General features: G+C 40.5%; 23 protein-coding genes. 5 read left to right on the forward strand and 18 right to left on the reverse strand.

What is annotated here, in order from left to right; genetic code table 11:
- Positions 1-67: 67 nt before the first annotated feature.
- From lon to BVH02_RS08805, 3 genes are all read right to left on the reverse strand, one after another.
- Positions 68-2,548: an endopeptidase La gene (gene lon, locus BVH02_RS08795; protein ID WP_086501068.1), complete on the reverse strand. Its 2,481-nt coding sequence runs from the start codon at positions 2,546-2,548 to the stop codon at positions 68-70.
- Positions 2,549-2,682: 134 nt separating this feature from the next.
- Positions 2,683-4,008 (reverse strand): RIP metalloprotease RseP, encoded by a 1,326-nt coding sequence (gene rseP / locus BVH02_RS08800; RefSeq protein WP_086501070.1) that lies wholly within the window; start codon positions 4,006-4,008, stop codon positions 2,683-2,685.
- Positions 4,008-5,174 carry a 1-deoxy-D-xylulose-5-phosphate reductoisomerase gene (locus BVH02_RS08805; RefSeq protein WP_086501071.1) on the reverse strand — a complete coding sequence of 389 codons (1,167 nt, stop codon included), beginning with the start codon at positions 5,172-5,174 and terminating at the stop codon, positions 4,008-4,010. Before BVH02_RS08805 ends, rseP begins: the two co-directional genes overlap by 1 nt.
- A gap of 563 nt (positions 5,175-5,737) precedes the next feature.
- Here BVH02_RS08805 and BVH02_RS08810 point away from each other — a divergent pair.
- Both BVH02_RS08810 and BVH02_RS08815 read left to right on the forward strand, forming a co-directional pair.
- The gene (locus BVH02_RS08810) at positions 5,738-7,189 is read left to right on the forward strand and encodes a S1C family serine protease (protein WP_086501072.1); all 1,452 of its coding nucleotides are present in this window, start codon (positions 5,738-5,740) and stop codon (positions 7,187-7,189) included.
- Positions 7,190-7,334: 145 nt separating this feature from the next.
- Entirely contained in the window at positions 7,335-7,751 is a 417-nt protein-coding gene (locus BVH02_RS08815) for a nucleotidyltransferase substrate binding protein (protein ID WP_086501285.1), read from the forward strand.
- Positions 7,752-8,040: 289 nt separating this feature from the next.
- Here BVH02_RS08815 and dnaA read toward each other — a convergent pair whose 3' ends face one another.
- Complete coding sequence (dnaA, locus tag BVH02_RS08820; RefSeq protein ID WP_086501074.1) at positions 8,041-9,462, reverse strand: chromosomal replication initiator protein DnaA; 1,422 nt, start codon at positions 9,460-9,462, stop codon at positions 8,041-8,043.
- Between the two features lie 407 nt (positions 9,463-9,869).
- Between dnaA and BVH02_RS08825 the strand changes: the two genes are divergently transcribed.
- The 3 genes from BVH02_RS08825 (at position 9,870) to BVH02_RS08835 (ending at position 15,458) form a co-directional block, all read left to right on the forward strand.
- On the forward strand, positions 9,870-11,276 hold the full coding sequence (locus tag BVH02_RS08825; RefSeq protein ID WP_086501076.1) for a methylmalonyl-CoA mutase family protein: 1,407 nt from the start codon (positions 9,870-9,872) through the stop codon (positions 11,274-11,276).
- Positions 11,273-13,393, forward strand: coding sequence for a methylmalonyl-CoA mutase (gene scpA, locus BVH02_RS08830; RefSeq protein ID WP_086501077.1), 2,121 nt, complete (start codon positions 11,273-11,275; stop codon positions 13,391-13,393). Before BVH02_RS08825 ends, scpA begins: the two co-directional genes overlap by 4 nt.
- 115 nt (positions 13,394-13,508) lie before the next feature.
- Positions 13,509-15,458, forward strand: a complete 1,950-nt coding sequence (locus tag BVH02_RS08835; protein WP_086501079.1) for a TIGR00341 family protein — start codon at positions 13,509-13,511, stop codon at positions 15,456-15,458.
- On the opposite strand, the gene BVH02_RS08840 is transcribed toward BVH02_RS08835, so the two are convergent.
- The 14 genes from BVH02_RS08840 to BVH02_RS08905 form a co-directional block, all read right to left on the reverse strand.
- Positions 15,451-16,194, reverse strand: a complete 744-nt coding sequence (locus tag BVH02_RS08840) for a Dph6-related ATP pyrophosphatase (protein ID WP_086501286.1) — start codon at positions 16,192-16,194, stop codon at positions 15,451-15,453. The two genes, BVH02_RS08835 and BVH02_RS08840, sit on opposite strands and share 8 nt — an antisense overlap.
- 85 nt (positions 16,195-16,279) lie before the next feature.
- Positions 16,280-16,630 (reverse strand): hypothetical protein, encoded by a 351-nt coding sequence (locus BVH02_RS08845; protein WP_086501080.1) that lies wholly within the window; start codon positions 16,628-16,630, stop codon positions 16,280-16,282.
- A 45-nt stretch (positions 16,631-16,675) separates the two neighbouring features.
- A complete protein-coding gene (locus BVH02_RS08850; protein ID WP_086501082.1) occupies positions 16,676-18,208 on the reverse strand; it encodes a M20/M25/M40 family metallo-hydrolase in 1,533 nt (510 codons plus the stop codon).
- 213 nt (positions 18,209-18,421) lie between these two features.
- Positions 18,422-18,871 (reverse strand): SgcJ/EcaC family oxidoreductase, encoded by a 450-nt coding sequence (locus tag BVH02_RS08855; protein ID WP_086501083.1) that lies wholly within the window; start codon positions 18,869-18,871, stop codon positions 18,422-18,424.
- 94 nt (positions 18,872-18,965) lie between these two features.
- On the reverse strand, positions 18,966-19,715 hold the full coding sequence (locus BVH02_RS08860; RefSeq protein WP_086501085.1) for a hypothetical protein: 750 nt from the start codon (positions 19,713-19,715) through the stop codon (positions 18,966-18,968).
- Positions 19,716-19,914: 199 nt separating this feature from the next.
- Positions 19,915-20,235, reverse strand: coding sequence for a 2Fe-2S iron-sulfur cluster-binding protein (locus tag BVH02_RS08865; protein WP_086501087.1), 321 nt, complete (start codon positions 20,233-20,235; stop codon positions 19,915-19,917).
- A 15-nt stretch (positions 20,236-20,250) separates the two neighbouring features.
- Positions 20,251-21,255: an NAD(P)/FAD-dependent oxidoreductase gene (locus BVH02_RS08870; RefSeq protein WP_086501088.1), complete on the reverse strand. Its 1,005-nt coding sequence runs from the start codon at positions 21,253-21,255 to the stop codon at positions 20,251-20,253.
- A 56-nt stretch (positions 21,256-21,311) separates the two neighbouring features.
- Positions 21,312-21,761, reverse strand: coding sequence for a MarR family winged helix-turn-helix transcriptional regulator (locus tag BVH02_RS08875; RefSeq protein ID WP_086501090.1), 450 nt, complete (start codon positions 21,759-21,761; stop codon positions 21,312-21,314).
- A 149-nt stretch (positions 21,762-21,910) separates the two neighbouring features.
- Positions 21,911-23,173: a replication-associated recombination protein A gene (locus BVH02_RS08880; protein WP_086501092.1), complete on the reverse strand. Its 1,263-nt coding sequence runs from the start codon at positions 23,171-23,173 to the stop codon at positions 21,911-21,913.
- A 91-nt stretch (positions 23,174-23,264) separates the two neighbouring features.
- Positions 23,265-23,504, reverse strand: coding sequence for a type II toxin-antitoxin system RelE/ParE family toxin (locus BVH02_RS22020; protein WP_086501094.1), 240 nt, complete (start codon positions 23,502-23,504; stop codon positions 23,265-23,267).
- Positions 23,505-23,535: 31 nt separating this feature from the next.
- Positions 23,536-23,715: a hypothetical protein gene (locus BVH02_RS08890; protein WP_223271854.1), complete on the reverse strand. Its 180-nt coding sequence runs from the start codon at positions 23,713-23,715 to the stop codon at positions 23,536-23,538.
- A gap of 220 nt (positions 23,716-23,935) precedes the next feature.
- Positions 23,936-24,955, reverse strand: coding sequence for a threonine aldolase family protein (locus BVH02_RS08895; RefSeq protein ID WP_086501097.1), 1,020 nt, complete (start codon positions 24,953-24,955; stop codon positions 23,936-23,938).
- Positions 24,952-25,911 carry a glycerophosphodiester phosphodiesterase family protein gene (locus BVH02_RS08900; protein WP_086501098.1) on the reverse strand — a complete coding sequence of 320 codons (960 nt, stop codon included), beginning with the start codon at positions 25,909-25,911 and terminating at the stop codon, positions 24,952-24,954. The genes BVH02_RS08895 and BVH02_RS08900 overlap by 4 nt, the downstream gene beginning before the upstream one ends.
- The gene (locus BVH02_RS08905; protein WP_086501100.1) at positions 25,901-26,359 is read right to left on the reverse strand and encodes a DUF2721 domain-containing protein; all 459 of its coding nucleotides are present in this window, start codon (positions 26,357-26,359) and stop codon (positions 25,901-25,903) included. The genes BVH02_RS08900 and BVH02_RS08905 overlap by 11 nt, the downstream gene beginning before the upstream one ends.
- Between the last annotated feature and the right edge of the window lie 56 nt (positions 26,360-26,415).

A 26,415-nucleotide genomic window follows, 5' to 3' on the forward strand; every position in this document is an offset into this window, starting at 1 on the left:
CGATCTAAACGGTTATGGTATGTTAGTTTAGGTAAAAATGCCTCCAATAGAGGGAGCATTGCTATTCCTACTGGTTGTCTTTTCCGTTTTCAGGTTGTAGTCTAAATTGAAGCGGGTCATCGACTTTCGTTTTCAATAAAGCGATTTCCAATACTTCCTCCACTCTATTCACAAAATGGAATTCCACTCCCTTTACATAATGTGCATCGATTTCTTCGATATCACGTCGGTTTTTGTAGCAAAGGATAATTTCCTTGATTCCAGCTCTTTTGGCAGCTAATATCTTCTCCTTGATTCCTCCTACAGGCATCACTTTTCCTATCAGACTGATCTCACCAGTCATCGCTACTTTAGCTTTGACTTTTCTTTGTGTGAAAACAGAGGCCATAGCCGTCAGCATCGTAATACCAGCGGAAGGCCCATCTTTAGGAACTGCACCAGCAGGAACGTGAATATGTAGATCATATTGATCAAATACCCGGTGATCGATCCCCAACTTATCAGCTTTCGATTTCAAGTAAGAAAGAGCGGTTATTGCCGATTCTTTCATCACCTCTCCTAATTGCCCGGAAAGTGTAAGCTTACCTTTTCCTCTACTTAAGCTAGTTTCAATAAATAAGATTTCTCCTCCTACACTTGTCCACGCCAGACCCGTCACCACGCCAGCAATGTTGTTATCCGTGTAAGCTTCCTTGTCGAAAATCTCCGATCCCAGTATTCTTCTTACTGCTACTGCATTGATTTTCGGATCATATTCCTCTTCCATCGCTATGGATTTAGCAATATTTCGGACCACTTTTCCTATTGCTCTTTCTAGGCTTCTTACGCCTGATTCCCTAGTGTAATCTTCTATCAATTTAACCAAAGCACCCTTGTCAAATGAAATTTGCTTAGCTTTCAAACCATGCTCTTTTCGTTGCTTTGGCACTAAGTGACGCTTCGCAATTTCTACCTTTTCCTCTTGCGTGTAACCAGTTACTTCGATGATTTCCATTCTATCCCGCAAAGCAGGTTGAATAGAATCCAGCGAATTTGCTGTCGCAATGAAAAGCACTTTACTCAAGTCATATTCTACCTCCAAATAGTTATCTAAGAAGGCATTGTTTTGCTCCGGATCCAGCACTTCAAGAAAAGCTGAAGAAGGATCGCCACGGAAATCAGAAGAAAGCTTATCAATCTCATCCAGTACATAAACTGGATTGGAGATCTTCACTTTTTTCATATTCTGGATGATCTTGCCAGGCATCGCGCCTACGTAAGTCTTGCGATGACCACGAATCTCCGCTTCGTCATGCATCCCTCCAAGAGACATTCTTACGTATTTTCTACCCAAAGCCGCTGCTACAGACTTTCCGAGAGAGGTTTTACCCACACCTGGAGGTCCATAAAGGCAAAGAATTGGTCCTTTCAGATCATTCTTCAGCTTCAAGACGGCAAGGTATTCTATGATTCTTTCTTTAACTTTTTCTAAGCCAAAATGATCTCCATCCAGTACCTTTTTAGCATGCTTGAGATCAAAATTATCCTGAGTAAACTCATTCCAAGGTAATTCAACCATGGTTTCAGCGTAATTCAAGGCGATCGGATATTCTGCTGCAGAAGGGTTAATTCTGAGAATTTTATCCAATTCCTTCAGAAAATGCTTATTGACCTCAGGAGGCCAATTTTTCAAAGCTCCCCGAGCGGCAAGGTCCTCCACTTCTTTTTCAGGTCCTTCATCTCCAAGCTCAACCTGAAGAACTTTCATCTGCTGACGCAGGAAATAATCTCGCTGCTGCTGATCAATATCTGTATGCACTTTCTTCTGGATCTCAGACTTCAGTTCCAGCATCTGGATATCCTTCATCATGAATTCAAGCAAAAGCGTCGCACGCTCTACTCCATCGTTAATCTCAAGCAATCGCTGCTTTGCTTCCACCGGGGCATTGATATTGGAAGACAGAAAATGAGTTAAAAAAGGTGTATTGTCAATGTTGTCCAAGGCAACCTGAGCTTCACGGGGGATTTCAGGATTCAAATGAAGAATGCGCGTTGCAGATTCTTTCAAAGATTCTTCTAAGGCTTGAATCTTCTTGGAGCTTTTCGGAAAATTCTCTTCCAAATATTCTGCTTTAGCGATGAAATACGGATCATCCGTCACTTGCTCAGTGATTTTGAAACGCTTTTTACCTTGAATAATTATGGTAGTATTTCCGTCAGGAAGGACGATCATTTTAATAATCTTGGCGAGAGTACCTACTTGATAGATATCTTCCCACCCTGGATCATCGATATTTGGATTGATCTGAGCGCATACTCCTATCAATTTATTTCCTTTTTGGGCTTTCTTGACCAAACGAATGGATCGCTGTCTTCCCACAGTAATCGGGATGACAACTCCTGGAAAAAGGACCGTGTTTCTCACTGAAAGGATCGGAATTTCTTCTTCAAGAATTTCTTTTCCCGGTGTATCATCCTCTTCGTCAGTTATTAGCTGGATCAGATCTCCCTCACCGGCAAAATCACCGACCATTAAGTTTTGAAACACAGAATTTTCGAATTGGCTCATATAGACAGAATGACAGCTAGGCTGTCGGTTTTATGCTAAAATAAAAGAAGAACCCCCAAAATACGAAGGTTCTTCCTAAAAGGTCAAGGTGTATGCCAAGAGACCGAAGTGGTCAGATTGGCAGTTGATAGGAATTATCCCTCCCCTGTAAATAGCTTCAGTACGTCATTTCCTATTGCAAAAACCATTAGGGCAAGAAGTATAACCATTCCGACTTTCTGAGAATTCTCTAAAAATCTATCTGAAGGAGCTCTCCCAGAAATCATCTCATAGAGCAAGAAAATAACATGCCCACCATCCAAAGCTGGAATTGGTAGCAAATTCATAAATGCTAGAATCATTGAGATCAAACCAGTAATAGTCCAGAACTTACCCCAGTTCCATGTATCTCCATATATCTTTGCCATTCCAATGGGACCACTTACATTTTTGGTAGAAACCTCTCCTGTGAACATCTTACCCATTGCTTTCGCATTTACGATTACAACAGTAAACGCCTTTGAAGTCCCTTTTTTAAGTGATTCAGCAAAGCCATACTTATGCTGCACCATTTCAATCATAGGTGTCACTGCGATGTCAATAGTACCTCGCTCAGTCACCGCTACCTTTTTATGAATTGTTTCATTTGAGCTTGTCACTAATTCAATATCAGTTTCTTGGCTTTTATACTTTGCCAATTCAGATTGCAATTCATCGAAGTAAGTAACTGGCTCACCATTCACCGATACAATCCTATCCTCCGTCGTGATTCCAGCTTTAGCCGCAGCACCACCCTCGTCTATTACTTTTAATTCAAATGGATATCTAATATCCACAAAGCTATTGATCGCTTCCTGACTATTAAAAGAGTTGATAAAACCCCTTGGAATGTCAATTTTAATAATATCTCCATCACGATCTACTGTGTAATAGCCATTTTCGCTTAGCAGAGCTGAACCAGCAGTCAGATCATTGATCGACTTATAGGGTTCCCCATTAATATCCAGAATTTTATCTCCAGTTTTCAGACCGATAGATTCGCCGATCTCCAAGGCAACTATACCATTTTCTACAACTTGATCACGTGAAAAATAAGTTTCGCCATTGTTATAAACCAAGATCACAAAGATGACAATACCAGTAACGACATTGACAATAATTCCACCAAGCATCACTATGAGGCGCTGCCAGGCTGGTTTTGATCTGAATTCCCAAGGCTGAGGTTCTCCAGACATTTGATCAGAATCCATGGATTCATCTACCATTCCGGAGATTTTGACAAATCCTCCCAATGGGATCGCTCCTATAGAATATTCCGTTTCCCCATACTGGAAACCAGCGATTTTCGGAGGGAATCCTATAGAAAATTTCTCTACTCTCATGCCAAACATCTTGGCGGTAAGCAAGTGGCCCAACTCGTGTAAACCCACTAGAATTGATAATCCTAGGAGCAACTGGCCCACCATAATTAAGGTATCCATTATGCTTTATTCGTTATTAGTTCTTTAGTAATTTCTCTCGCCCGCTTATCCGTCCCCACATAATCCTCCAAATTTGGCTGCGCAATAAACTCAGCTTTTTCGAGAGTTTCGCCAATCAAATCAGACATTTCTAGAAAACCGACTTCTTTATTCAAGAAAGCTGCTACCGCAATTTCATTGGCTGCATTTAACACACAAGGCGCATTACCGCCTTTTGCAAGAGCATCATAGGCCAACTGAAGGTTTTGGAAAGTCTTTAAATCCGGCTGCTCAAAGGTCAATTGTGGGTAATTCATAAAGTTAAATCTCTCGAAATCACTTTTCAATCGATCAGGAAAGCTTAGGGCAAACTGAATTGGGATACGCATATCAGGCAATCCGAGTTGTGCTTTAATCGATCCGTCCTCAAACTGTACCATTGAATGAATGATACTCTGTGGATGTACGACTACTTCTATCTGTTCGGTTTTTAGTCCAAAAAGCCATTTCGCTTCGATCACCTCCAAACCCTTATTCATCAGAGATGCCGAGTCAATGGTGATCTTGGCGCCCATATCCCAATTAGGATGCTTAAGTGCTTGTTCGCGAGTGACAGTTTCTAGGAAAGTTCTGTCTTTACCTCGGAAAGGCCCACCAGAGGCTGTAAGGATTATTTTCTCAATAGGATTATGAAATTCACCAATAAGGCATTGAAAAATCGCCGAATGCTCCGAATCTACTGGATAAATATTTACGCGGTTTTCCTTAGCCAAAGCGGTAATAATTTCACCTGCTACTACCAAGGTTTCCTTATTAGCTAGCGCTATCTGCTTGCCAGCTTTGATGGCATTTACAGTAGGTATAAGTCCTGAATAGCCCACTAAGGCTGTCAACACCACATCAATGGTTTCCATCTCGACTACCTGGGCAATTGCTTTCATACCCGCAAAAACCTTAATGTCCTTTGGCTGCAAAACATCTCGTACTTGTGCATAAAGGCTCTCATTTCCGATTACCACAGCATTTGGATTGAATTCCAGTGCCTGCTCAATTAGTAAGTCTGCGTTATTTTGTGCGGTAAGAACCTCAACGATAAAGTCTTTAGGATGCTGACGAATTACCTCTAGGGTCTGAGTACCAATGCTTCCGGTACTTCCTAGGATGGCTACGCGTTTGGGTTCTGTCATTCAATTTTTGGTTGTTGAGCAAATTAAAACCCTCAAGAATAATATGGGTTTTCTCAATAGCTGACAAAATTACAAGATGCTCCCAGTTTTCCTCTTACAAATCGACAGTTTTTGCTAAATGGCATGATAATTAATCTTATTAGCCGCAATGATTCCAGTATCCTAAATCCCTCTGATTGGGTGGCAAGAAGACCGCTGACCGAAGACCGAAGTGGTCTAAAACACAGTTAGGATCATATCAACTCATGCTTTTGACCCTTTTGTTTCAGAGAAAATTGAATATAATTGAATTGTAAACTGGACAAATATCACACCTATACAGAAATTAAAAAATGTGAAATACCCAACTGAATATTATCTCGCTCGTCAATTGATTAATGATAATGTATATCCACTATTGCACCAATAAAAGATAAAACGCGGCTTATTAGTGAGTAAACACTCGAATTGAGATTACTTCTGTCAAAGGTCTCCCTATTGCTATCGGAAGGTCTTCCAGCCTGATAAGTAAGGAAAACAAACATCCTGGCAACATTTCAGATAATCATATAAACTATTTACCTATGAAAAATCTATTTAAAACAACCGGAGTTTCCTTTTTGGCAGGCTTGGCAGGAGCTGCAGTCTGGGGCTCCATCAATTTTAATGAAGTACAACCAACCTTTGATTTTCCCCAGAAAAATAAAATGGATGTGAGTTTTACTTCGCAGTTCGAACCTATCGGCTCTTACGCTCCATCCGATACTCCCATTTCTTTTGTGGAAGCTTCTGAAAACAGCACAGAATCCGTAGTGTTTATCAAGAATTTTTCCGGAACAGATCCAACTCGATACAGTATGTTTGACTATTTCTTCGGTGGTGGGGGCGGAGCACAATCACAGCAAGTGAGTACTGGGTCTGGAGTGATCATATCAGGAGATGGCTACATCGTCACCAATAACCACGTGATAGACCGAGCTGAGACAATCGAAGTAGTACATAAAAAAAGAACCTACAAAGCGAAGCTAGTCGGCACAGATAAAAACACAGACATTGCTGTTTTGAAAATAGAAGGTGAAGATCTCCCATCAATTATCCGTGGCAGTAGTCGAGATCTGAAAATTGGAGAATGGGTTCTCGCTGTCGGCAATCCTTTCAACCTGACTTCCACCGTCACTGCAGGGATAGTTTCTGCCAAAGAGCGCCAAATCAATATCTTGGGAGGAGATTTCCCTTTGGAAAGTTTCATTCAAACTGATGCACCTATTAACCCAGGAAACTCAGGTGGAGCATTGGTGAATTTAAAGGGTGAGTTGGTCGGCATCAATACCGCTATTCTGTCTAGAACTGGCTCATACACAGGCTATGGTTTTGCTGTGCCTGTAGATATCGCAATGAAAATATCAAATGATTTGATCCAATACGGAGAGGTTCAAAAGGCCATCCCTGGAATCGAAGCAGTAGAGATCACCCCTGAGCTGGCTGAAGAGATGAAAATCAAAACCCTTGATGGTGTGATAATCACACACGTTATCAAGGATGGAGCTGCCGAAAGAGCTGGCCTTCAACGAAACGATGTGATTACTAAGCTCGGAGCTCAAGCGATTACAGGAAAAGGAAGTTTTGAAGAAGCACTTTCCTACTATTATCCTGGAGATGAACTTCCTGTTTTTTATATAAGAAATGGAGATCAAAAGACTGCCAAGCTTCAACTTCAGAATCTAGAAGGTGGAAATGGTATAATCAAGAGGGAATTTTACACTTCGGCTATTTTGGGGGCCAGACTTGAAGCTGTTAACACCATTGAAAAAGATAAGTTTGGAGTGGATTACGGGATCAAACTCACTGGACTGACACGTGGATATCTGAGAGAACTTGGACTGAGAGAAGGGTTCATAATCACGCAAATCAACGGCGATGCTGCCAAAGACCCGAATAAAGTTGGTGGCTATTTGGAAAAATTCAGTGGCAGATTACTTCTAGAAGGTGTTGCTGCTAATGGCCAGCCATTTATGCAGAGCTATTCTATAAGATAGGCTTCATTTGTAGTTTAAACTTGGATGAACCTAAGGGATAACCGAGCTTTTCAATTTGAGAAGCTTAGTTATCTCAATTCATTTTTGTACTTTAAAAGTACTTTCTAATCGACCACAAGCTATCAAGCCCAAAATGCATCTTACTATGAAAACTGTCTTAAAATCCTGCGAAAAATGTCTAGAAGAATTCAGTAGGGAATTAGTTGACCTTACAGATTATGCCAATCGCTCTAAAAGTGGGAAACTGACTGAAACTCAGTCCAGAGATTTATTGAAACATTTTGAAAAAACACATGAATTAGCTTTAGATACCATTACGCAATATTTTGTAAAGATTGGAAAAGGCCCCTATTCAGGTTCGCGGGATTTGACGGTCGAAGCATTTCATGCAGAGTTAATTGATGATGGAAAAGCTTGGCTAGATATCGTGATTGATCGTATCCAATATAATCCAGTGTATGATATTGATACTCAGGAAAATTTTCTGGAAAACATTCAAAAAAGCTACATCAGATTACTTCAGCGATTTGAAGAGACAATGGGGAAAAAGCTGAATGAATAAAGCCGCGCTTTAGAGTGAGTTTTAATTTTTGTAAGAAGGGAGTGGTGAAAAGTAAAAAGGAAACAAACAATAGGTGAATACTCACTTTTTTATCAATAGAAACTTAACGAATCAAAGGTCTTGAATTTTACTAGCGAATTCGCGTCTTCTCTCATCCTTTACTTGTACTGAGCGTATCAAAGTATCGGTCTTCCGTCCGGTAAAGCAAAGCAATAAGGCTAATGACATATCTTCTGACCGGGTGGGCGAAGAAATTTTGGTTACTAGCAAGATTAAGGACAAACAGATTCTAATAAGACCTCATTTTGAATTTTTTCTTCAATTCAAGCACTGAATTACGGAATGAAGTATCTGTTTCCATGATGTCATTCACTGTCTGAACCGCGTGAATCACCGTAGAGTGATCTCTACCTCCGAAGTGGTAACCAATCGATTTTAAAGAATGATTGGTGAATTCCTTGCAGAAATACATTGCTACTTGTCGGGCGGTTACAATCTCCTTTTTTCGAGTCTTTGCTTTCAAATCATCCAGCGCAATACCGTAATATTCTGAAACGGTTTTCTGGATAAAATCTACACCAACTTCCGTTTCAATATCCTTGATGATATTTTTCATAACGGTCTTGCCAAGCTCAAGACTTATTTCCACACGATTCAAAGAAGCATGTGCAATAAGAGAAATTAGAATTCCTTCCAACTCCCGAACATTCGTATCTACAGTGTAAGCAAGGTATTCTACTACATCGTCAGGAATGACAATTCCCTCAGATTCCATTTTTCTCCGGATAATTGCTACTCTAGTTTCAAAATCTGGCATTTGAAGATCAGCTGTCAGACCCCATTTGAAACGGGAAAGCAAACGTTCTTCCAAGCCTTTTAAATCCCTAGGCGGGCAATCAGAAGTCATGATGATTTGCTTCTTGCTCTGATGCAGGTGATTGAAAATATGGAAAAACATCTCTTGTGTCCTATCCTTTCCTGCCAAAAATTGAATATCATCAATGATCAATACATCTACTTGCATGTAGAAGTTGGTGAAGCTTTTCACATTACCGTCCTTGATGGAGTCCATGAATTGATTCACAAATTTCTCAGAAGAAACATACAGCACGAATTTGTTATCCGGACCATTTTTGATCTCGTTCCCAATCGCTTGTACCAAATGCGTTTTTCCTAAACCTACTCCACCGTAAACCATCAGCGGGTTAAAAGAGGTGATCCCTGGTTTGGTCGCCACAGCAAAACCAGCTGAACGAGCAAGCCGGTTACAATCACCCTCTATGTAAGTAGTAAATGTGTAAGTGGGATTGAGATTACTATTCGTGAGCGCCTCAGCATTCAAGGATTTCATCTCAAAAGGAGTCTTATCTGGCTCTACATTAGCCTGAACCTTCTTATTATTTCCAGAATTCCCTTGGGGGAAAGAAACCACATACGGTTGATTCGACGAATTTCCACGATCTACAACTACTGCATATTCCAGTCTTCCGCTCTGCCCCAAAGTAGTTTTGATGGCAATTTTTAGTTCTTGCACATAGTTGTCCTCCAGCCACTCATAGAAGAATTGGCTGGGAACCTGAATAGTCAGCGATGTGCCTTCAAGTTTGACAGGATTAATGGGCTTAAACCAAGTTGAAAAGCTCTGCTCATTGACGTGCTGTTCGATAACACGTAAACATTCATTCCAAACGGCGCTAGCTTCTGAACTCATTAGAGAAGATTTCTGAAAAACAAATTTCTTGCGGTAAGTGCAAGGGGGTCAAATTTGAGCATAATTAACTTAAATAAAAAATTGATTTCTTCTTGAAATATTGAGTTTTTGGACAAGAACTAATTTACCACCAAAGGAAATTTGGTAGCCCAATACTTTTAAGTTTGAAGGATTCAGGATAGGGTGAAATAGAGACCTATTTGGCTTCTTTTTACTGAGTATTCTAATTTTCAGCCTTTTAAAAAGAAGTTTAAAACAAATCGAAATATTAAACCGATTCACATAAACTCTTTGTTTTCGCTTCATTTTCCTAATTTTGGTAAAGCCTATTAGGTAGCACTTCTACTAATTAAAAAGTAGATTTTATTCTCAGATATTCGAGTTAAGTATAAATTAAAAACCCAACTATGATAAATCAGGACTTTTATACCTTCCCTCCTTCCAGTAAAAATGACTGGATTGATCAGATAAAGCGAGATCTAAAAGGCAAAGATTATGATAGCACCCTCACTTCCGAGCTTTGGGACAAAATCAAAATTCAGCCTTTCTATACTTCAGACGATTTAAATGAAGAGGTCGCCGAGTATAAATTCCATCCGGAGTCAAAACTCCCAGGAATGTCACCAAGATTATGGAATAATTTAGTTTCCATATACCCTGAAAATGAAAAATCAGCAAATGAAGAAACTCTGCATACACTACAAAACGGGGCTGACGGACTGGTTTTTCATTTGGATGGATCAGAGAATCTAAATCAAATTTTAAGGGCTGTCCATACTGAGTTTATTTCTACTAACTTTTTACCCACCGGCGAAACTGCCCTCTTATTTCGAGCTATCCATGAATGGATTCAATCAACTACCCTTAAACCAAGTATGCTCAGCGGAGCAATCCTTTGGAATCCCTGCGATGAGTTATTTTTGACAAACGGAGATTTAGAGCTAGGAATTGACTTAGCTGCTAAAGCAATAAACGACTTCAAAGAATTCAGAGAATTTTATCCTATGACTATCGATCTTTCTCGCTACGCAAATGCTGGAGCCACGGGAATCGAAGAGCTCACTTATGGATTAGGGGAAGTCATCGAATTGATAGATAAGCTTTCCAAAAAAGCTATTTCACCAACTCAAGTTTTTGAAAACCTCGCTTTCCATACGGCTATTGGCGATTCTCACTTTGCAGAGATCGCCAAAATAAAAGGGTTGCGAAAGTTAATCAAGGAGCTGGCAGGGAATTACGGCGTTGAGGTAGAGATGGAAAGCATTCATATTATTACCTCCACCAGTACTTGGAGCAAATCACTTCTGGACAAAAACACCAATCTTATCCGACAGACCTATGAGGCTATGGCGGGAATCCTAGGAGGGGGAAATTCACTTTGGGTGAAACCTACAGAAGGAAGGAACGCATCCGTTTTGGAAAAAAGGATTGCTAGAAATATTTCAACCATAGTAAAAGAAGAGAGTTATCTCGACAAAGTGATGGATCCTGCAGCTGGATCGTTTTATTTAGAAAAGCTTCAACAGGAAATCGAAGAGGAGGTAATCTTGGAGCTTCAAAAATTAGAAGAAACAGGGGGTTGGCTTAAGGGATTTGAAGCTCGCACTATTCATAAAGAAATTCGAGCATCACGAGAATCCGCTCAGAAGAAAATTCTTTCAGAAGCTAACATTAAGGTTGGCGTAAATAAATACCTCGCCAAAGGTAAACTGGAAAACCATCTTCCATTTGAGCAAATCATCGAAAAAGACTTTGAGTTAGTTCCTAGTCGAGCAACATACTTTGTAGAACAAAATATCCTAAGCAAGGCATGAGACCAGATATAAAAAATTGGAAATCCTCGAAAATTCAGACTTCTAAATCGGAAGTAAAACAGAATTGGGAAGCTCCTGAGCAGATTTCTATTCCTTCTGTTTTTGACAAAAATGAAATCGCTGCCCTTTCTCATGTGAATTATGCTGCAGGAATTCCTCCTTATTTGAGAGGCCCTTACAGTACGATGTACAGCATGCGACCATGGACAATTCGTCAGTATGCTGGATTTTCAACTGCTGAAGAGTCCAATTCGTTTTACAGAAAAAATCTAGCAGGAGGTCAGAAAGGGCTTTCTGTGGCTTTCGATCTGGCAACTCACCGAGGCTATGATTCTGATCATCCCCGCGTAGTTGGTGATGTAGGAAAAGCTGGCGTTGCTATCGACTCAGTGGAAGATATGAAGTTGTTGTTTGACCAGATTCCTCTGGATCAAATGTCAGTTTCCATGACTATGAATGGAGCTGTAATCCCGATTTTAGCTTTCTACATAGTCGCAGCTGAAGAGCAAGGCGTAAATCCTGAGCAACTGAGCGGCACGATTCAGAATGATATTCTGAAGGAATTTATGGTTCGCAATACTTACATATATCCTCCACAACCGTCGATGCGGATCATAGCAGACATCTTTAAGTTCACTTCCGAGCGCATGCCTAAGTTCAACTCCATCTCTATCTCTGGCTATCACATGCAGGAAGCTGGAGCCACAGCAGATCTGGAATTAGCTTACACCCTTGCTGATGGATTGGAATATTTGAGAACAGGTGTACAAGCAGGTTTGGATATTGACAACTTCGCTCCTAGACTTTCCTTCTTTTGGGCAATCGGAATGAATCACTTTATGGAAATTGCAAAAATGAGGGCAGGGCGTCTGCTTTGGGCGAAAATTGTAAAGCAATTCAATCCAAAGTCAGATAAATCACTGGCTCTAAGGACGCACTGCCAGACTTCCGGCTGGTCATTGACCGAGCAAGATCCGTATAATAATGTGACACGGACCGCCATCGAAGCGCTAGCCGCAGTGATGGGGCATACACAATCACTCCACACGAATTCACTTGATGAAGCTATTGCTTTGCCTACAGATTTCTCTGCAAGAATTGCACGGAATACGCAATTGGTACTCCAAGAAGAAACTAGCGTCACCGACGTAGTTGATCCGTGGGGAGGCTCACACTATGTGGAGTTTTTGACAGATCAACTCGTACAACGAGCTTGGACTCTGATCGAGGAAGTAGAAGCACTTGGTGGCATGGCCAAAGCCATTGAAGCAGGTTTACCAAAGCTTAGAATTGAGGAGGCTGCCGCCAAAAAACAAGCTCGAATAGACAGCGGAAGAGATATTATCGTTGGAGTAAATCGCTTTCAAGTAGATGAGGAATCTGAAATAGAAGTTCGGGACGTCGATAATCAGGCTGTTCGAGAATCTCAGCTTGCAAGATTGGGAAAAGTGAAATCATCCAGAAATAAATCAGAAGTAGCAAAAAGCTTAGATTCTTTGATTCATGCTGCCAAATCAGGCACAGGTAATCTCCTTGAGTTAGCAATCGATGCAGCTAGAAAAAGAGCTACTTTGGGTGAAATTTCAGATGCAATGGAATTGGCTTTTGGTCGTCATCAAGCACAGACGAAATCTATCACTGGAGTATATGCCGCAGAAGTGAAAAATCAAGTATCATTTAAAACAGCAATTACTCTCTCCGATGAGTTTGCAAAACTAGAAGGTCGCAGACCAAGAATAATGGTTGCCAAAATGGGCCAAGACGGTCATGACCGAGGAGCAAAAATAATTGCTACAGGCTTTGCTGATATGGGATTTGACGTGGACATCGGGCCACTTTTCCAGACTCCTGCCGAAGTTGCCCAGCAAGCAATTGAGAATGATGTGCATATTGTCGGTGCTTCCTCTTTGGCCGCAGGCCACAAGACGCTAGTTCCACAATTGATAGAAGCGCTAAAAGAATTAGGTAGAGAAGATATTATGGTTGTGGCTGGCGGAGTAATTCCAGCGAAGGATTATCAATTTCTAAAGGATGCTGGAGTATTTGCTGTATTCGGTCCTGGGACGGTACTTTCTGAAGCAGCTAGTGAGATTCTGAAGAAGTTGATAGAGGAGTGATTTAGATGCATCATTTTGATTTAAATATCTCCTAGCCCCCTTAGAAGAAACACCATATTTGAACTTTGGTATTTTACACCAAAAGTATACCTGCCATTAGATTTGAAAGCCTAAAATGAAGAACATCACTTTTGTATATGATCCGGAAACGGAGCAGGAAAAACTTGAAGAGTTGCTAGAAAGGCTAGATCCAAAACCTGTTGAGCACATTTCTTTTTCAGATCTTAAAATATCTAATTATTCAGAAAGGGATTGCTTGGCTTGTTCGCTTTCAGACGAGCATCTAAAAGATCTCATACAATCGCTAGGTGAAAATAAAGTGAAGTTAGCCTTGCTGCCGCATCCTCAGATGATCGAGGCAAGGAAAGGATATGGTATCAATTCAAATTTTGAGAAAGCCTGGGAAGAAATACAACTAGCTGAGGAAATACCAGTAATCGATATGATGCAGGTAAATGAAAAGATGGCATTCAACTCTTTGGTCGTGGGCACATCGTTGGGAATCTTATACTCCAGTTCTTCTTCCAACTTTTTTGAAGGCCTCAAACAGCGACTAAAGCAATTAGGTAGCCTTTTTCGAAGGGTAAAATTGAAGCCCTATACGATCACCTACAAGAATGGAAGTGATGAAGAGAAAGTCATAGAAACTGCTGCTATGGGTATTTTGGCAGTCGCTCACTGCGAAAGCAACATAATTTTCCGAAGGGTCATTCAAGAATCCGGACTCGAAGACGGAAGAGTTCATCTTTTGATTTTAGCTCCAAAAAGTCTGTTTTCACTTATTCAATTTGGACTTCAAAATCTTTTTTTCCCAGTAAAAGGAAGTACGCTTCCAAGTTTTGTAGGATACCTCTCCACAAGTGAGGTTGTAATTACATCCTCCGAAACTATTCAATTTGCTATGGATGGAAAGGAAGGTGAGGAAAAAGAATTACATATCAATTTGGTTGAGGAGAAGATAAAACTTCTTCCGGGAGCATCCATACTCGAAGCCGAAAAAACAGATGGTCCGGATGAAATCAACGCAAGACTACTGCCTACTGGAAGATTAAAAGAAGAGCTGCTCCACTCCTATTTGCCTTGGGTGCGTCACGCAACGGCTGAAGAATTCAAGGAATTATTTTCATTGTTAAGACAAAATGCTCAAACAAGTTCTACCTACTTGGTTTTAATGGCTTTGTCAACGATGATCGCCACGTTTGGTTTATTTGGAGATTCAGCCCCGGTAGTAATTGGTGCGATGATCTTAGCGCCTCTGATGGGGCCGATTATCTCCTTGGCTATGGGAGCACTTCGGCAAGATGCTTTGCTGATAAAAAATAGTTTAATCACGATTTTCTGGGGAATTATATTGGGACTTCTATTTTCTATACTGATAACTTCTATCACACCTTTAGAAATATTGAATGATCAGATTCTTGCACGGATTCGTCCAAATTTACTTGACTTGGGAATTGCCGTTGCATCCGGGATAGCTGGCGCATATGCCTATTCTAAAGAAGAAATTAATAAAACACTGGCTGGAGTAGCGATATCAGTTGCTTTAGTACCTCCTTTGGCGGTGGCTGGAATTGGGATAGGTTGGCTGGATTGGAGCGTTTTTGGAGGCGCGATGTTATTGCTGGGAACAAACTTGGCAGGTATTGTCATGGCTGCCTCAATTACTTTTTTGGTTCTAGGATTTTCTCCCTTCAGGCTGGCCAAACGAGGCCTTATGATTAGCCTTGGAATATTTATCGCAATAGCATTACCCCTTGGACTCAGCTTCAATAAGATGGTAGATGAAAACTCCATCATCCAAGAACTTGCTGGCAAGGAAATTCCTCACGGTTTATTAAGAGAAGTGAAGGTAGTTCAAATGAATCCGCTACGTCTATCTGTCACCTTGCTTTCGGATAAAGTTTTGACGGAAAATGATTTTGAAGAGATAAAATCAGAGATTGAGGAAGAAATCAAACAGCCAATAGAACTTGAAATGACCTTAGGAATTTCTATGGGTGAATCAGCAAGAAAAGTCAAACAGGAAGGATTTAAGGACGGTATCTGGAAGTCAATTTTCAATTAGGAATCAAGTCACAATACCAAAATCCATACGCGGATGGATCTTCCTTTTTATCAGAAAAACACTGGTCAGCATCATCTAGAGTTTTCGGTGCTTCGTACTTTCTTAAGACAATTTCACCAAGTTCAAATTTAACCGGGTTGCTAAAAATTGGTCCATCAAATACGAATGTATGAAACTCCCCATTCTCTCCAAAGGGATCAACATTTGCAGGTAAATCTTTCAAAAAGTCTTTGTCGATCACTCGACCTACAAAGCTTTTATCCAAAAATTTCTCATTCACACAAGTAGTGATAGTCTTAAAGCCTAAATCCAAAAATTCTCTGATAAGCCTATCAGTTGGTTGCTTCCACAGTGGAAACACAGCTTCAAGCTCTAATTCCGCTAATTTACTTTCACGATATGACCTTAAGTCTTCCAAAAATATATCGCCGAAAATCGAGGTAGTGATACCTTCTTTCTTCAGATTAACAAGCGTAGTACGCATCGCCTCTTCATAGACCTCCATAGATGGCATATCTGGGATTTCCATTTTTACCAAAGGAATTCCGATACTTTCAGCCTGTAATTCCAGCAAATCTACTCGAACTCCATGCATGGAAATCCGCTGAAACTTCTCACTTATACTCGTAAGTAAGCATGCAATTTCATAATCTTGGGATTGTTGCAATTTGTAAAGTGTCAGCGCAGAATCTTTGCCTCCACTCCAATTCATCAAGGCTTTATGTGTTGATTTCATACTAATATAATAGGACTTAAGGTCATAAAAATGCCCCATTTCAACAATTGGACTGCTGAAATAGGGCTTTTCAACTAATTAATAATTACTCTTTGGCTCGGGTCAATTTTAAACTTCCCATTTCAGACTTAATCAGTATTTCATCTTTTGAAATTAATTCACCAGCGTGCTTAATAGTCATGTTATTAAATACAAAATCATAGGTGAATTTTTTCCCATCAACTTTCCCGTGATCTAAGGGAAGCTCGCCCATTTCACTTCCGATTGTGCCGGTCACAAGCTCATTATTCACTTTAAACTTGAGAACCAACGGGTAATCTCCATCTGGACTGGAATAGACTGTGTTCCACTTTCCATTAATGTCACTCTGTGCGTAAGCTGCCATTCCGACAAAGAGAAACACAGCACATAACAATACTAATTTTTTTAAATTCATATGTAGTTGATTAAGGGTTTATTATGCTGCTATTTAAATAAAAATTTACTTTTTCAACTTCTTTCTTGGAAGCATTTCATCTTTTTGTGCTGTGCTATATACGAAAGAAGCTACTACTACCGCCATCTGTTTTAAGTCATCCATCTCCAATCGCTCATACGTATCCATGTTGGTATGGTGTGTACGCGTACGGTATTCGATAGGATCTTGAATAAACTGAAACCCTGGGAGGCCAAGTGCATCAAAGCTCTGGTGATCTGTTCCACCTGTGTTATCTATCGTGATGGTTCGGTCTTCTACGATATCATCCAAAGGAGCAAACCATTCATTAAATATCGGCCCAACTGCCTCATTTCCTTGAAGGTAAATTCCACGAATTCTTCCTGTACCATTATCGATATTGTAATAGGCAGACATCTTCTCATGCTCTGGCAACATTTTCATAGTTTCCCGATCACCAAAATGGTTGTTCACATAGCCTCTAGAACCATGTAAACCTTGTTCTTCACCACCCCATAGCGCAATTCTAACAGTCCTTTTTGGCTGTAATCCAGTTGCTTGCAATATTCTTACGGCTTCCATCATCACGATACATCCAGCAGCATTATCTGTAGCGCCATTTGCTCCATGCCAAGAATCCAAGTGACCTCCAAGCATTACAATTTCAGACTTCAATGTAGGGTCTGATCCAGGAATCTCTGCGATGACATTGTATCCCTGAAGATCATCATTTCTGAACCTTGTTTTTACTTCAGCTTCGATTTCTACTTCAACTCCATTTTCACTCAATCGAGCCATCAAGTTCACATTCTCAGGAGCAGTTTCCAATTCAGGAATACCTTCTGGAGTATCTTTAATATATCCTCTTGGGCTACTTGTAAAAAGTGTCCCATGTCGCCCGTTCACTCCTTTAATAATCAAAGCAGGACCTTCAGCAATAATAAATTCACTGATTTTTTGAGACAAAGCTCTGGCAGCTCTGATTTCAGACATTCTATCAGTGTTTCCATTATTTGCACGAGATTCTCGTGAAGCTGGTGCCGCCATACGCTGCAATTCCTCCTCCGTAAATCTTACTGCATCTGGTGCAAATGTTGGTTCTTGAGTTCCAGATGGTTTGATCGCCACAATAGCGCCTTTGAGTTTTCCCTTGTATTTAGCGAAATCTTTCTCTGTTTTAATATCTAGGAACACAACTTTTCCGCTCACCTCACCTTTAGTGCTTTCCGTCCACGCTTTCGGAATAGCGATGAAAGGCATGTAATAGGGTTTGGTCATCGCCACATAACTCTTTTCCATTTCCCAGCCACGACCAAATTCTCCCCACGGTTCAGCGGCTGCATTTTTCAGTCCCCAGTCAGTAAGTTGTTTGAGGGTATACTCAACAGCCCTTTCATAGCCTTCCGAATTACTCAATCTAGGCCCGGCCTTATCTACAAGTTGAAAAGCCAACTCTTCTACATGCGAATTTTCAAGGCCTTCTTTTTTAATTTTCTCAATTGCATCAAGCTCAACTACTTGCGCAAAAGTCATCCCAGCTAAAAACAATGCTGGCAGCAATAATAGTTTTCTCTTCATAAATATTAGGGTTACGTATTCGTGGTGCCTCTATGAAGTTCTGCTACTACATAGATTTCAGGCTTAAATTAAACCAAAAAAAAGGATGTTAATTGCTGCTCGTGTAAAAGTCAGGTGAAGGCAGAACCTCTATTCACAGGATTGTCACTCAATTCTGCTAGCAACTTTCAATTTATAAAATCCAAAAAATGTAAATTAGTCTGGTCACCCAGCCTAATTCCCTGTTGGAAGCATGTTTCTAATAGCAGAGATTTTCCATTGATTGGTCTCCGTCACCACGACAAAGGTGCTCCACATTTTACGGATAGTCCCATTTGCATTTTTGATATCATAGCGCGCATCCACAATAGCCGCATCAGGATTGACAAAACGAATAGACTCTACTTTCAATGTTCGGTCTCCAGGATTTGACGTAGAACTCTCCATCATTCCTTGAACTGCTTCTGCGATCCCTTTGCGCCAAACTCCAGAGGAAACCAATTGATCCACATCTTTGATCAATATCTCTTTCAGCAACACGGTATCTTTAGTGTCACGAGCTTTGGAATACGAATTGATCAGGTTGATTATTTCTTGGGATTCTTCTTTTGTGTCGAGTGGATTTTGGCAAAAAGCGGAAGAGGTGATCAGGAGGAGGAAGAAAAAGATTGGGAGAGTTTTCATTGGGTAGATTTTTTACGAAATTTCAAATTACTCAATCAACGATAGAAAGCACAAAATCAAGTCCGCTTTTTTCGTGAAGCGGTACTGTCAAAGCCTAATTCCCATTTGTGCTCAAAAAACTCTTTTCTCCCCTCTCCGGAAGATAGAAATAGACAGGCACAATAACTTTGAGGGCACCCTCAACTGAATCTTCTTTCCTGTGGAATCTTATCTCCCATGTTGATTTAAAAAGCTCATCTATTATCTCCGAATCTATCTCAGCTTCAAACCCTTTTATCAAATTTATTTCCGAAGGGCAAACCTGATCATTAAGAATTACTTCAAAAAGTGCGTATTGTTCTTTCAGCTCAATCCCTTTTTTACTTTCCAAAAACTCGGAGAAACTTGAAGATATTATAGGCTCATATGTGGCTGTAAGCGTACTGTCATACTTACTTAAAACTCGTATGCTCTCTAAATCACGCTGATCTTTATCTCTGTTGTTTTTGAAATCAATTGGAAAGGAGCACATACCAAAAGAAACTCTTCCACCAGAATCATTTCTGGCAAAAACCAATAAGTCTGATCCTTCAGGATAAAAAACATCGCAGGATGAACCTAAACTTCCATCACTTCGCCCAGCGATGTAGATTGATTTGATTTTGTCCCCTTTGAAATGCTCGATTATTTCCACATCAGCTTTATAGGGTTTATTATCTGCCTCATTGGGATACACTTTTACAATCTTTATCCGGCCCACAAAATCAGCTGACAGAAATCTATCTGAAGGGGTAGAAAAGGCACATCTACAAGCCAAAGCTTGGTCGCTTAAAACCAGGAAAATAAAGATTATTAAATATTTCATGTCACACTAAAATAACAAAAGCTACTCAGCACTGAATTGCTTTAAGAATTATTAAGGTACGTATACTAGTTTTAATAGTCTAGCTTCTGAAGAAGCAGGATCTCTGTGCTTTTTGCGCATCCTTTGGGAACTTTGTGATTGAAAAAATAAAGCCACCCATTACTGAGTGGCTTTAAGAATATTTAAAACTAGTAATCGCTTACTGATCTTCTCCCCGTAGTTTGATGACAGAGCCATCTAGCACATCTCCGATGCGGATTTGGCAAGCCAAACGTGAAGTAGGAAAGTAATCTGGAAGATTCTCCAGCTGATCCAATTCAGGATCAGTAGCTTCGCCCAATTCGTCCTTTCCTTCCAGTATTTCGATGTGACAAGTGCCACATAGTGCCATACCTCCACAGGTTGCCAAAATAGGATATTCGTATGCTTTGAGGACTTCCATCAGATTTAAGCCCATGTCATCTGGCGCTTCGCAATCTTGACGATTTCCTTCTTGATCTTCTACAGTGAAATTAACCATACCGCAATAATAGTATTAAAATGAATTCACACCATTAACGGTTGTGTATTTGAAGCTCAATTTTTGATCTGGATAGACATATTTAAATGCTGAGTGCATCATAATTGCTGCTTCATGGAATCCACAAAGAATTAATTTCAACTTACCAGGATAGGTATTGATATCACCGATCGCATAGATTCGGTCCACTCCAGTGGAGTAATCACGCGTATCAACCTCTATCGCATTTTTGTCTATGCTCAATCCCCAATCCGCAATCGGCCCAAGCTTTGGACTCAAGCCAAATAGCGGGATCAAATAATCTGCCCCAATTTTGATTTCTTCCTTGTTTTTATCTGTAAAAGTCACCGTATCCAACACACCATTTCCAGAAACTCCCTTCAAATTGGCAGAAAGTATCAGGTCTATTTTACCTTTATTGGCCAGATCAAAAACCTTTGAAGCAGAATCTGGAGCTCCACGGAAAGTCTCATTTCTATGAACTAAAGTGACTCTTTTGGCAACTTTAGAAAGAAATATAGTCCAGTCCAAAGCTGAATCTCCCCCGCCGGCAAGAATCACATTTTTATCACGGAAAGTCTCAGGATTCTTCACCATATAAGTAATTCCTTTGCCTTCGAACAGTTCCAAATTCTCAACGACTGGCTTTCTAGGCTCAAAACATCCCAAACCACCAGCGATGACGATCACCTGTGCATGAATTTTAGTCTTATCGCTAGTAGTCAAAATGAAGGATCCATCTTCTTGCTTGGCCAAGTGATCCACGCGCTCACCCAAAGTAAAAGTCGGTGAAAATGGCTTAGCCTGCTCCATCAAGTTATCCACCAAGTCCTGAGCATTCACTTCAGGATAACCCGGAATATCATAAATAGGCTTTTGCGGATAAATCTCCGAAAGCTGACCTCCGACCTGAGGCAGAGCATCGATTAGGTGACAGCGCATTTTCAGCAAACCAGCTTCGAATACTGCAAATAGGCCAACTGGGCCGGCTCCGATAATACAAAGGTCTGTATGGATCATAATGAATGAAAATTTGGGGTTTTCCCTGATTAAAATTCTCTTTAGTTATTAACTAGTTATTGTTCAAGTGACTCACCGTTAAGATTTTGGTAAATCGTATCAAGAATCCGCTTAAACTCGTCGAAATCGTTTGGACTTAAGTTCTCCCAAGCTTTTTCTCTGATATTATGTATTTCAGGTCGAAGTGAGACAACTTTAGATACGCCAGTTTCTGTAAGATGCAACTGAAAACTACGCCTGTCCTGAGGGTGTGGCACACGCTCCACATACCCCTTTTTGCAAAGCAAATCGATAATTCGAGTAAGCGTAGGATGATCTTTAAAGACCAAATTTGCCAGTTCCGTCTGACTTAGGGCATCGTTTTCCGACAAGTTTTTCATCACCAACCACTGATCTACCGTCACATCAAAATCTCCTGATTTGAACTGTTGCTGAGCGTATTGCTTCACTTTTCGGGCCGTACGGTCCAATAAAAATGAATACTTAGAATATTGCTCTTGTGTCATACCAATAGTTAGTGTGACAAATATATAAAAATATGAATTGAGTTTCCAATTCTCTATTATTTTTATGGGGTTTGTAGGCTTTTAATATTGGAAGATTGCAAAATTGAAAGATTTGAAAATTGAGACTTGAATTTGAAAATTGAAAATTCTCAATAACCATATTTCCCCTGCCACTTCGAGCTAAGATATCTTCTCAACTCATTTTCCCTGGCATTTTCTCCTGGATCGTACAATTTCAAGCCTTTGATCTCATCGGGCATAAACTCCTGAGCAACGAAATTTCCAGGGAAATCGTGGGAATATTTGTAAGCTTTCCCATAGTTCAATTCTTTCATCAACTTGGTTGGAGCATTGCGTAAGGCCAAAGGCACGGACAAATCTCCCTTCTCCCGCACAAGAGCCTGAGCTTGATTGATCGCCATATAAGCCGCATTGCTTTTCTGAGAACTCGCCAGGTAAGTCACGCATTGGGAAAGAATAATCCTTGACTCAGGATACCCAATAATCTTGACAGCCTCAAAGCAATTAGTAGCCAAAAGCAGCGCATTCGGATTGGCATTTCCGATATCCTCAGAAGCCAAAATCACCAAGCGTCTAGCGATAAATTTCACATCCTCTCCCCCTTCGATCATCCGAGCCAGCCAATAAACGGCCGCATTCGGATCAGAACCTCGTATGGATTTAATAAAAGCTGAAATAATATCGTAATGCTGCTCGCCGGACTTATCATAAAGCGCAACTTTCTGCTGTGCGATTTGCATGACCTTTTCATCAGTAATTACACAGGGATCTTCATTGATTCCATCAATTACTATTTCCAGCAGATTCAGCAATTTTCGCCCATCTCCTCCAGAAATCCTCAATAGTGCATCTGTTTCTTTAAGCTCTACTTTGATTTTTTTCAACTCAATATCATGCTCCAACGCCTGATGGATCATGGCTTCAAGCTCAGATTTACCCAAAGAATTCAACGTAAAAACCTGACATCTAGAAAGTAAAGCTGCATTGACTTCAAAGGAAGGATTCTCCGTAGTAGCTCCTATCAAGCGGATCACTCCCTTTTCCACAGCACCCAGAAGCGCATCCTGCTGGGACTTATTGAAGCGGTGAATTTCATCGATAAAAAGAACTACTCCCTGCTGAAACTTCGCTTTTTCGATCACCTCACGGATATCCTTCACCCCAGAACTGATCGCACTTAGCGTATAGAAAGGAGCTTTAATTTCATTTGCAATGATATTCGCTATGGTCGTTTTTCCTACGCCAGGAGGCCCCCAAAGGATCAAAGAAGGTACATTGCCAGTTTTGATGGCCTTAAATAAAAAAGACTTGGGCGAAGATAAATGTTCCTGCCCAATCAGGTCTTCCAATCGGGTTGGGCGCATGCGTTCTGCAAGAGGGGTGTTATTCATTTGCTAGCGTGATTAAGGCTTGCAAGATACTAGACAAAAAGTAAAGCTTGTGAAGAGCCTCCTAAATTGACAAAGATTGTCACCAAAAAAATTAGCCGAAAAGAGATATATTAGAAAGTGGTTTTGAGCTTGAATAAAAGGATATGATGTGAATCAATTCATTGTCTAAAACCACATAAATAATTCTGAATTGCTTGTAAATAATTTCCCTGACACTTTCATTATTCAACTCTGGAACCACTCTTCCTACGGTTGGAAATGATGCTAAAAGTCTCTCCTTAGAGAAAATCTGGTCAGTTACTTTATTCGCAAATTTGGGTGAAAGCGGCAAATAATATTCTCAATAGCTTGCTTAGTCCATTTTACTTTGACCATTCCTTGATCATCTTTTTAGCTTCCTTAGCCGTAAAGGTCTCGCCATTTTTGGATTGATCCAATCCTATTTCAATTTTGTTCAATAGAAGCAATTTATCTATCAAATCATCGATTGAAAACTCTTGAGGCATATTCTTAACAGCTTCTAATACTTTTTCACGAGTCAATATATTTTTGCATTTTTATGAATATACATATTTAAAACGTACAGAAGATTCACAAAGGTTTAATAATTACACTCCAAAAACTAACTACATAAAGCGAGAAAGATACTTCATCACTGCGGTGTGCGTCCCCACAGATCAATCCAAATTGGGCGAAAAATGTTTCGCCACTACCACTTGCGAACTCTGTATAAATCTCTGTGAATCCTTGCTGTTAACTATCCTAAAATGAAATCTGTTTAACTCTACTCCCAAACTCCTCCAACCCCTCATCTCCAAAATCCAGATGTGTAACAAATCGCACCAAGTCTGGCCCAAATTTGACTGATTTAATTTGTTGCTCATCCAGCTTATCCATGAATTCTTCCGGAGAAAGACCATCCAATCTGGCGATCACAATATTCGTCGCTACGGGAAAAACTTCTGATACAAAGGACAAGTTCTCAAGTATCTTTCCCAAAGCTCTTGCTCGGGCATGATCTTCTTTTAAACGATTGACGTGATTATCCAGCGCATATATTCCTGCCGCAGCCAAAAATCCTGCTTGACGCATTCCTCCACCCCAGACCTTTCTGACTTTTCTCGCGCGCTTGATATCTACTTTGGAACCCAGAAGTAATGAGCCAACTGGACAGCCCAATCCCTTACTCAGGCAAATCGAAATCGTGTCGAATTGTGCTCCCCAGTCTTCTGGGCTTTCTCCAGATTCAGCCAAGGCATTGAACAATCTTGCTCCATCCAAATGAAGCTTCAAGCCATTTTCTTTGCAAAGCTCCTTAATTGGATTGACTTCATCCAATGTATAAATACTTCCTCCACCCTTATTCATGGTGTTTTCCAAAGAAACCAAGGTTGTCTCCGGCGCATGCACATCGTCCGGATTGATTGCTGCTTTGATCTGATCCGCAGAGATTTTCCCCAAATCTCCTTCAAGCAACTTCACTGATGCCAGAGAATTTGACATGATTCCGCCACCCTCATAGAGATAGACATGAGAATATTTATGACAAATAACCTCCGCCTGAATACGGGTATGCAATCGAATTGCGATCTGATTGGTCATAGTGCCAGATGGGCAGAAAATAGCCGCTTCCATTCCAAAAAGTTTAGCAGCTTTCTCCTCCAGCGCATTCACTGTAGGATCTTCACCAAAAACATCATCTCCTACATGCGCAGAAAACATCGCTTCCTTCATTCCTGCCGTCGGTTTTGTGACGGTATCGCTTCTTAAGTCAATTATCATTTCTTGAAATACTTGGATTTAGAACTTGTTGATGGAGCCAAAGTCTTGATGGCCGCGGCGGCTTCTATAGGTCTATCAGTGGCCAGGATATCTGCACCTTTCTGCACAAAACTCGCATACAACTGATCTCCACGGGCAATTGCTCTTCCGTCTAGGTTACCCAAAACGCCCAAAATAGTAAACACTCCTTTTTCATGTAAAGCCTTATTAAATTCATGTGGACGCTCTGCTACTCCGGTAAAAGCAATCACTCGAGTCCAAGGGATACCCGACTCCTCAAATCGCTCAATCTCCTCCATATTCCGAATCGTCACTGAAAGCATCATCTCAGGAGCCATATAATGCAGCTTTTTGGCTGACGCAAAAGAATAAGTAATCAAGGCCGCGTGAGCTTCAGATCCGGTACTTCGAACTACTTCAACTATCTTTTCATAAGGCACCGACTGCTTAATATCAACTGTTAAAAGTGCTTTCCCCTTGGACCAAATCAAAGCTTCTTCCAAGGTTGGCACTTTGAAATCAGTGATATTCCCATCTTCATCTTTCAGAAAAAGGGTCTGAATATCAGCATAAGTTGCATTGCTCACCAATCCTCTGCCAGTCGTCGTTCTATCCAGTTTATCATCGTGCATCAGCACCAAAACTCCGTCTTTGGTCATCGCCACGTCCAATTCAATTATCGTAGGAGTATATTTCACCACATTGGCAAAGGTCTCGATAGCATTTTCTGGAAATCCCGGATAGGGTCCGCCTCGATGGGCTGAGACCATAGGGATTCGATCTGAAGTCCAAGTATAAAACGCTCTAGCTTCTTCTACACTGCTTAATTGGATGTGATTCCCGGTCGTTTCTACTTCTGAATCAACTGCTAGAACTCCCTGTTCTACTACTGGTTTTTGGCTACATGAACCAAAAAATAAAAGTAGAAACGGAATCCACAAAAACTTATTCTTCATCTTTTTTCGTGTCTTTTTTGAATATAAAATCTAATCCGCTACTCCGTTTTTGAAAGATCTCTTCCATGTCCTTCAGTTCCAGATTTAATGCTTTCGTAGAAATCTGAATCTCCACCAAAGAAATCAAGAGCGAAACTAAAAGCGAGCCCATACTTCCTACAAAAATCCAATTGGCGGCCATAGTATAACCACGGAAAAGCAAATACATACAAATAATACATAATAGAAAGCTGAATACTCCAAAGAGTTGCATGTTTTTGATGAGTGTCAGTCGACGGCGTAAATTATGAATTTGCTCCACGATAATCTCTTGATCGGGTGCTTTCATGTAGTTTTTATGTAGCCCCCGAATCAAGCTGGCTATAGCCAAAAAGCGATTGGTAAAGGCGAGCATCAAAAGTGTAATTGCCGAAAAAAGTAAGGCTGGCGTTGAGAGTTCGAGTTCCATGAGTTCAAAGATGCCTCAATTTACTGGAAATGAAAAAAGCCTGCTCTTTTCAGAAC

The sequence above is a fragment of the Algoriphagus ratkowskyi genome (genome assembly GCF_002150505.1).
In the GTDB taxonomy this organism is placed as follows: Bacteria; Bacteroidota; Bacteroidia; order Cytophagales; family Cyclobacteriaceae; genus Algoriphagus; species Algoriphagus ratkowskyi.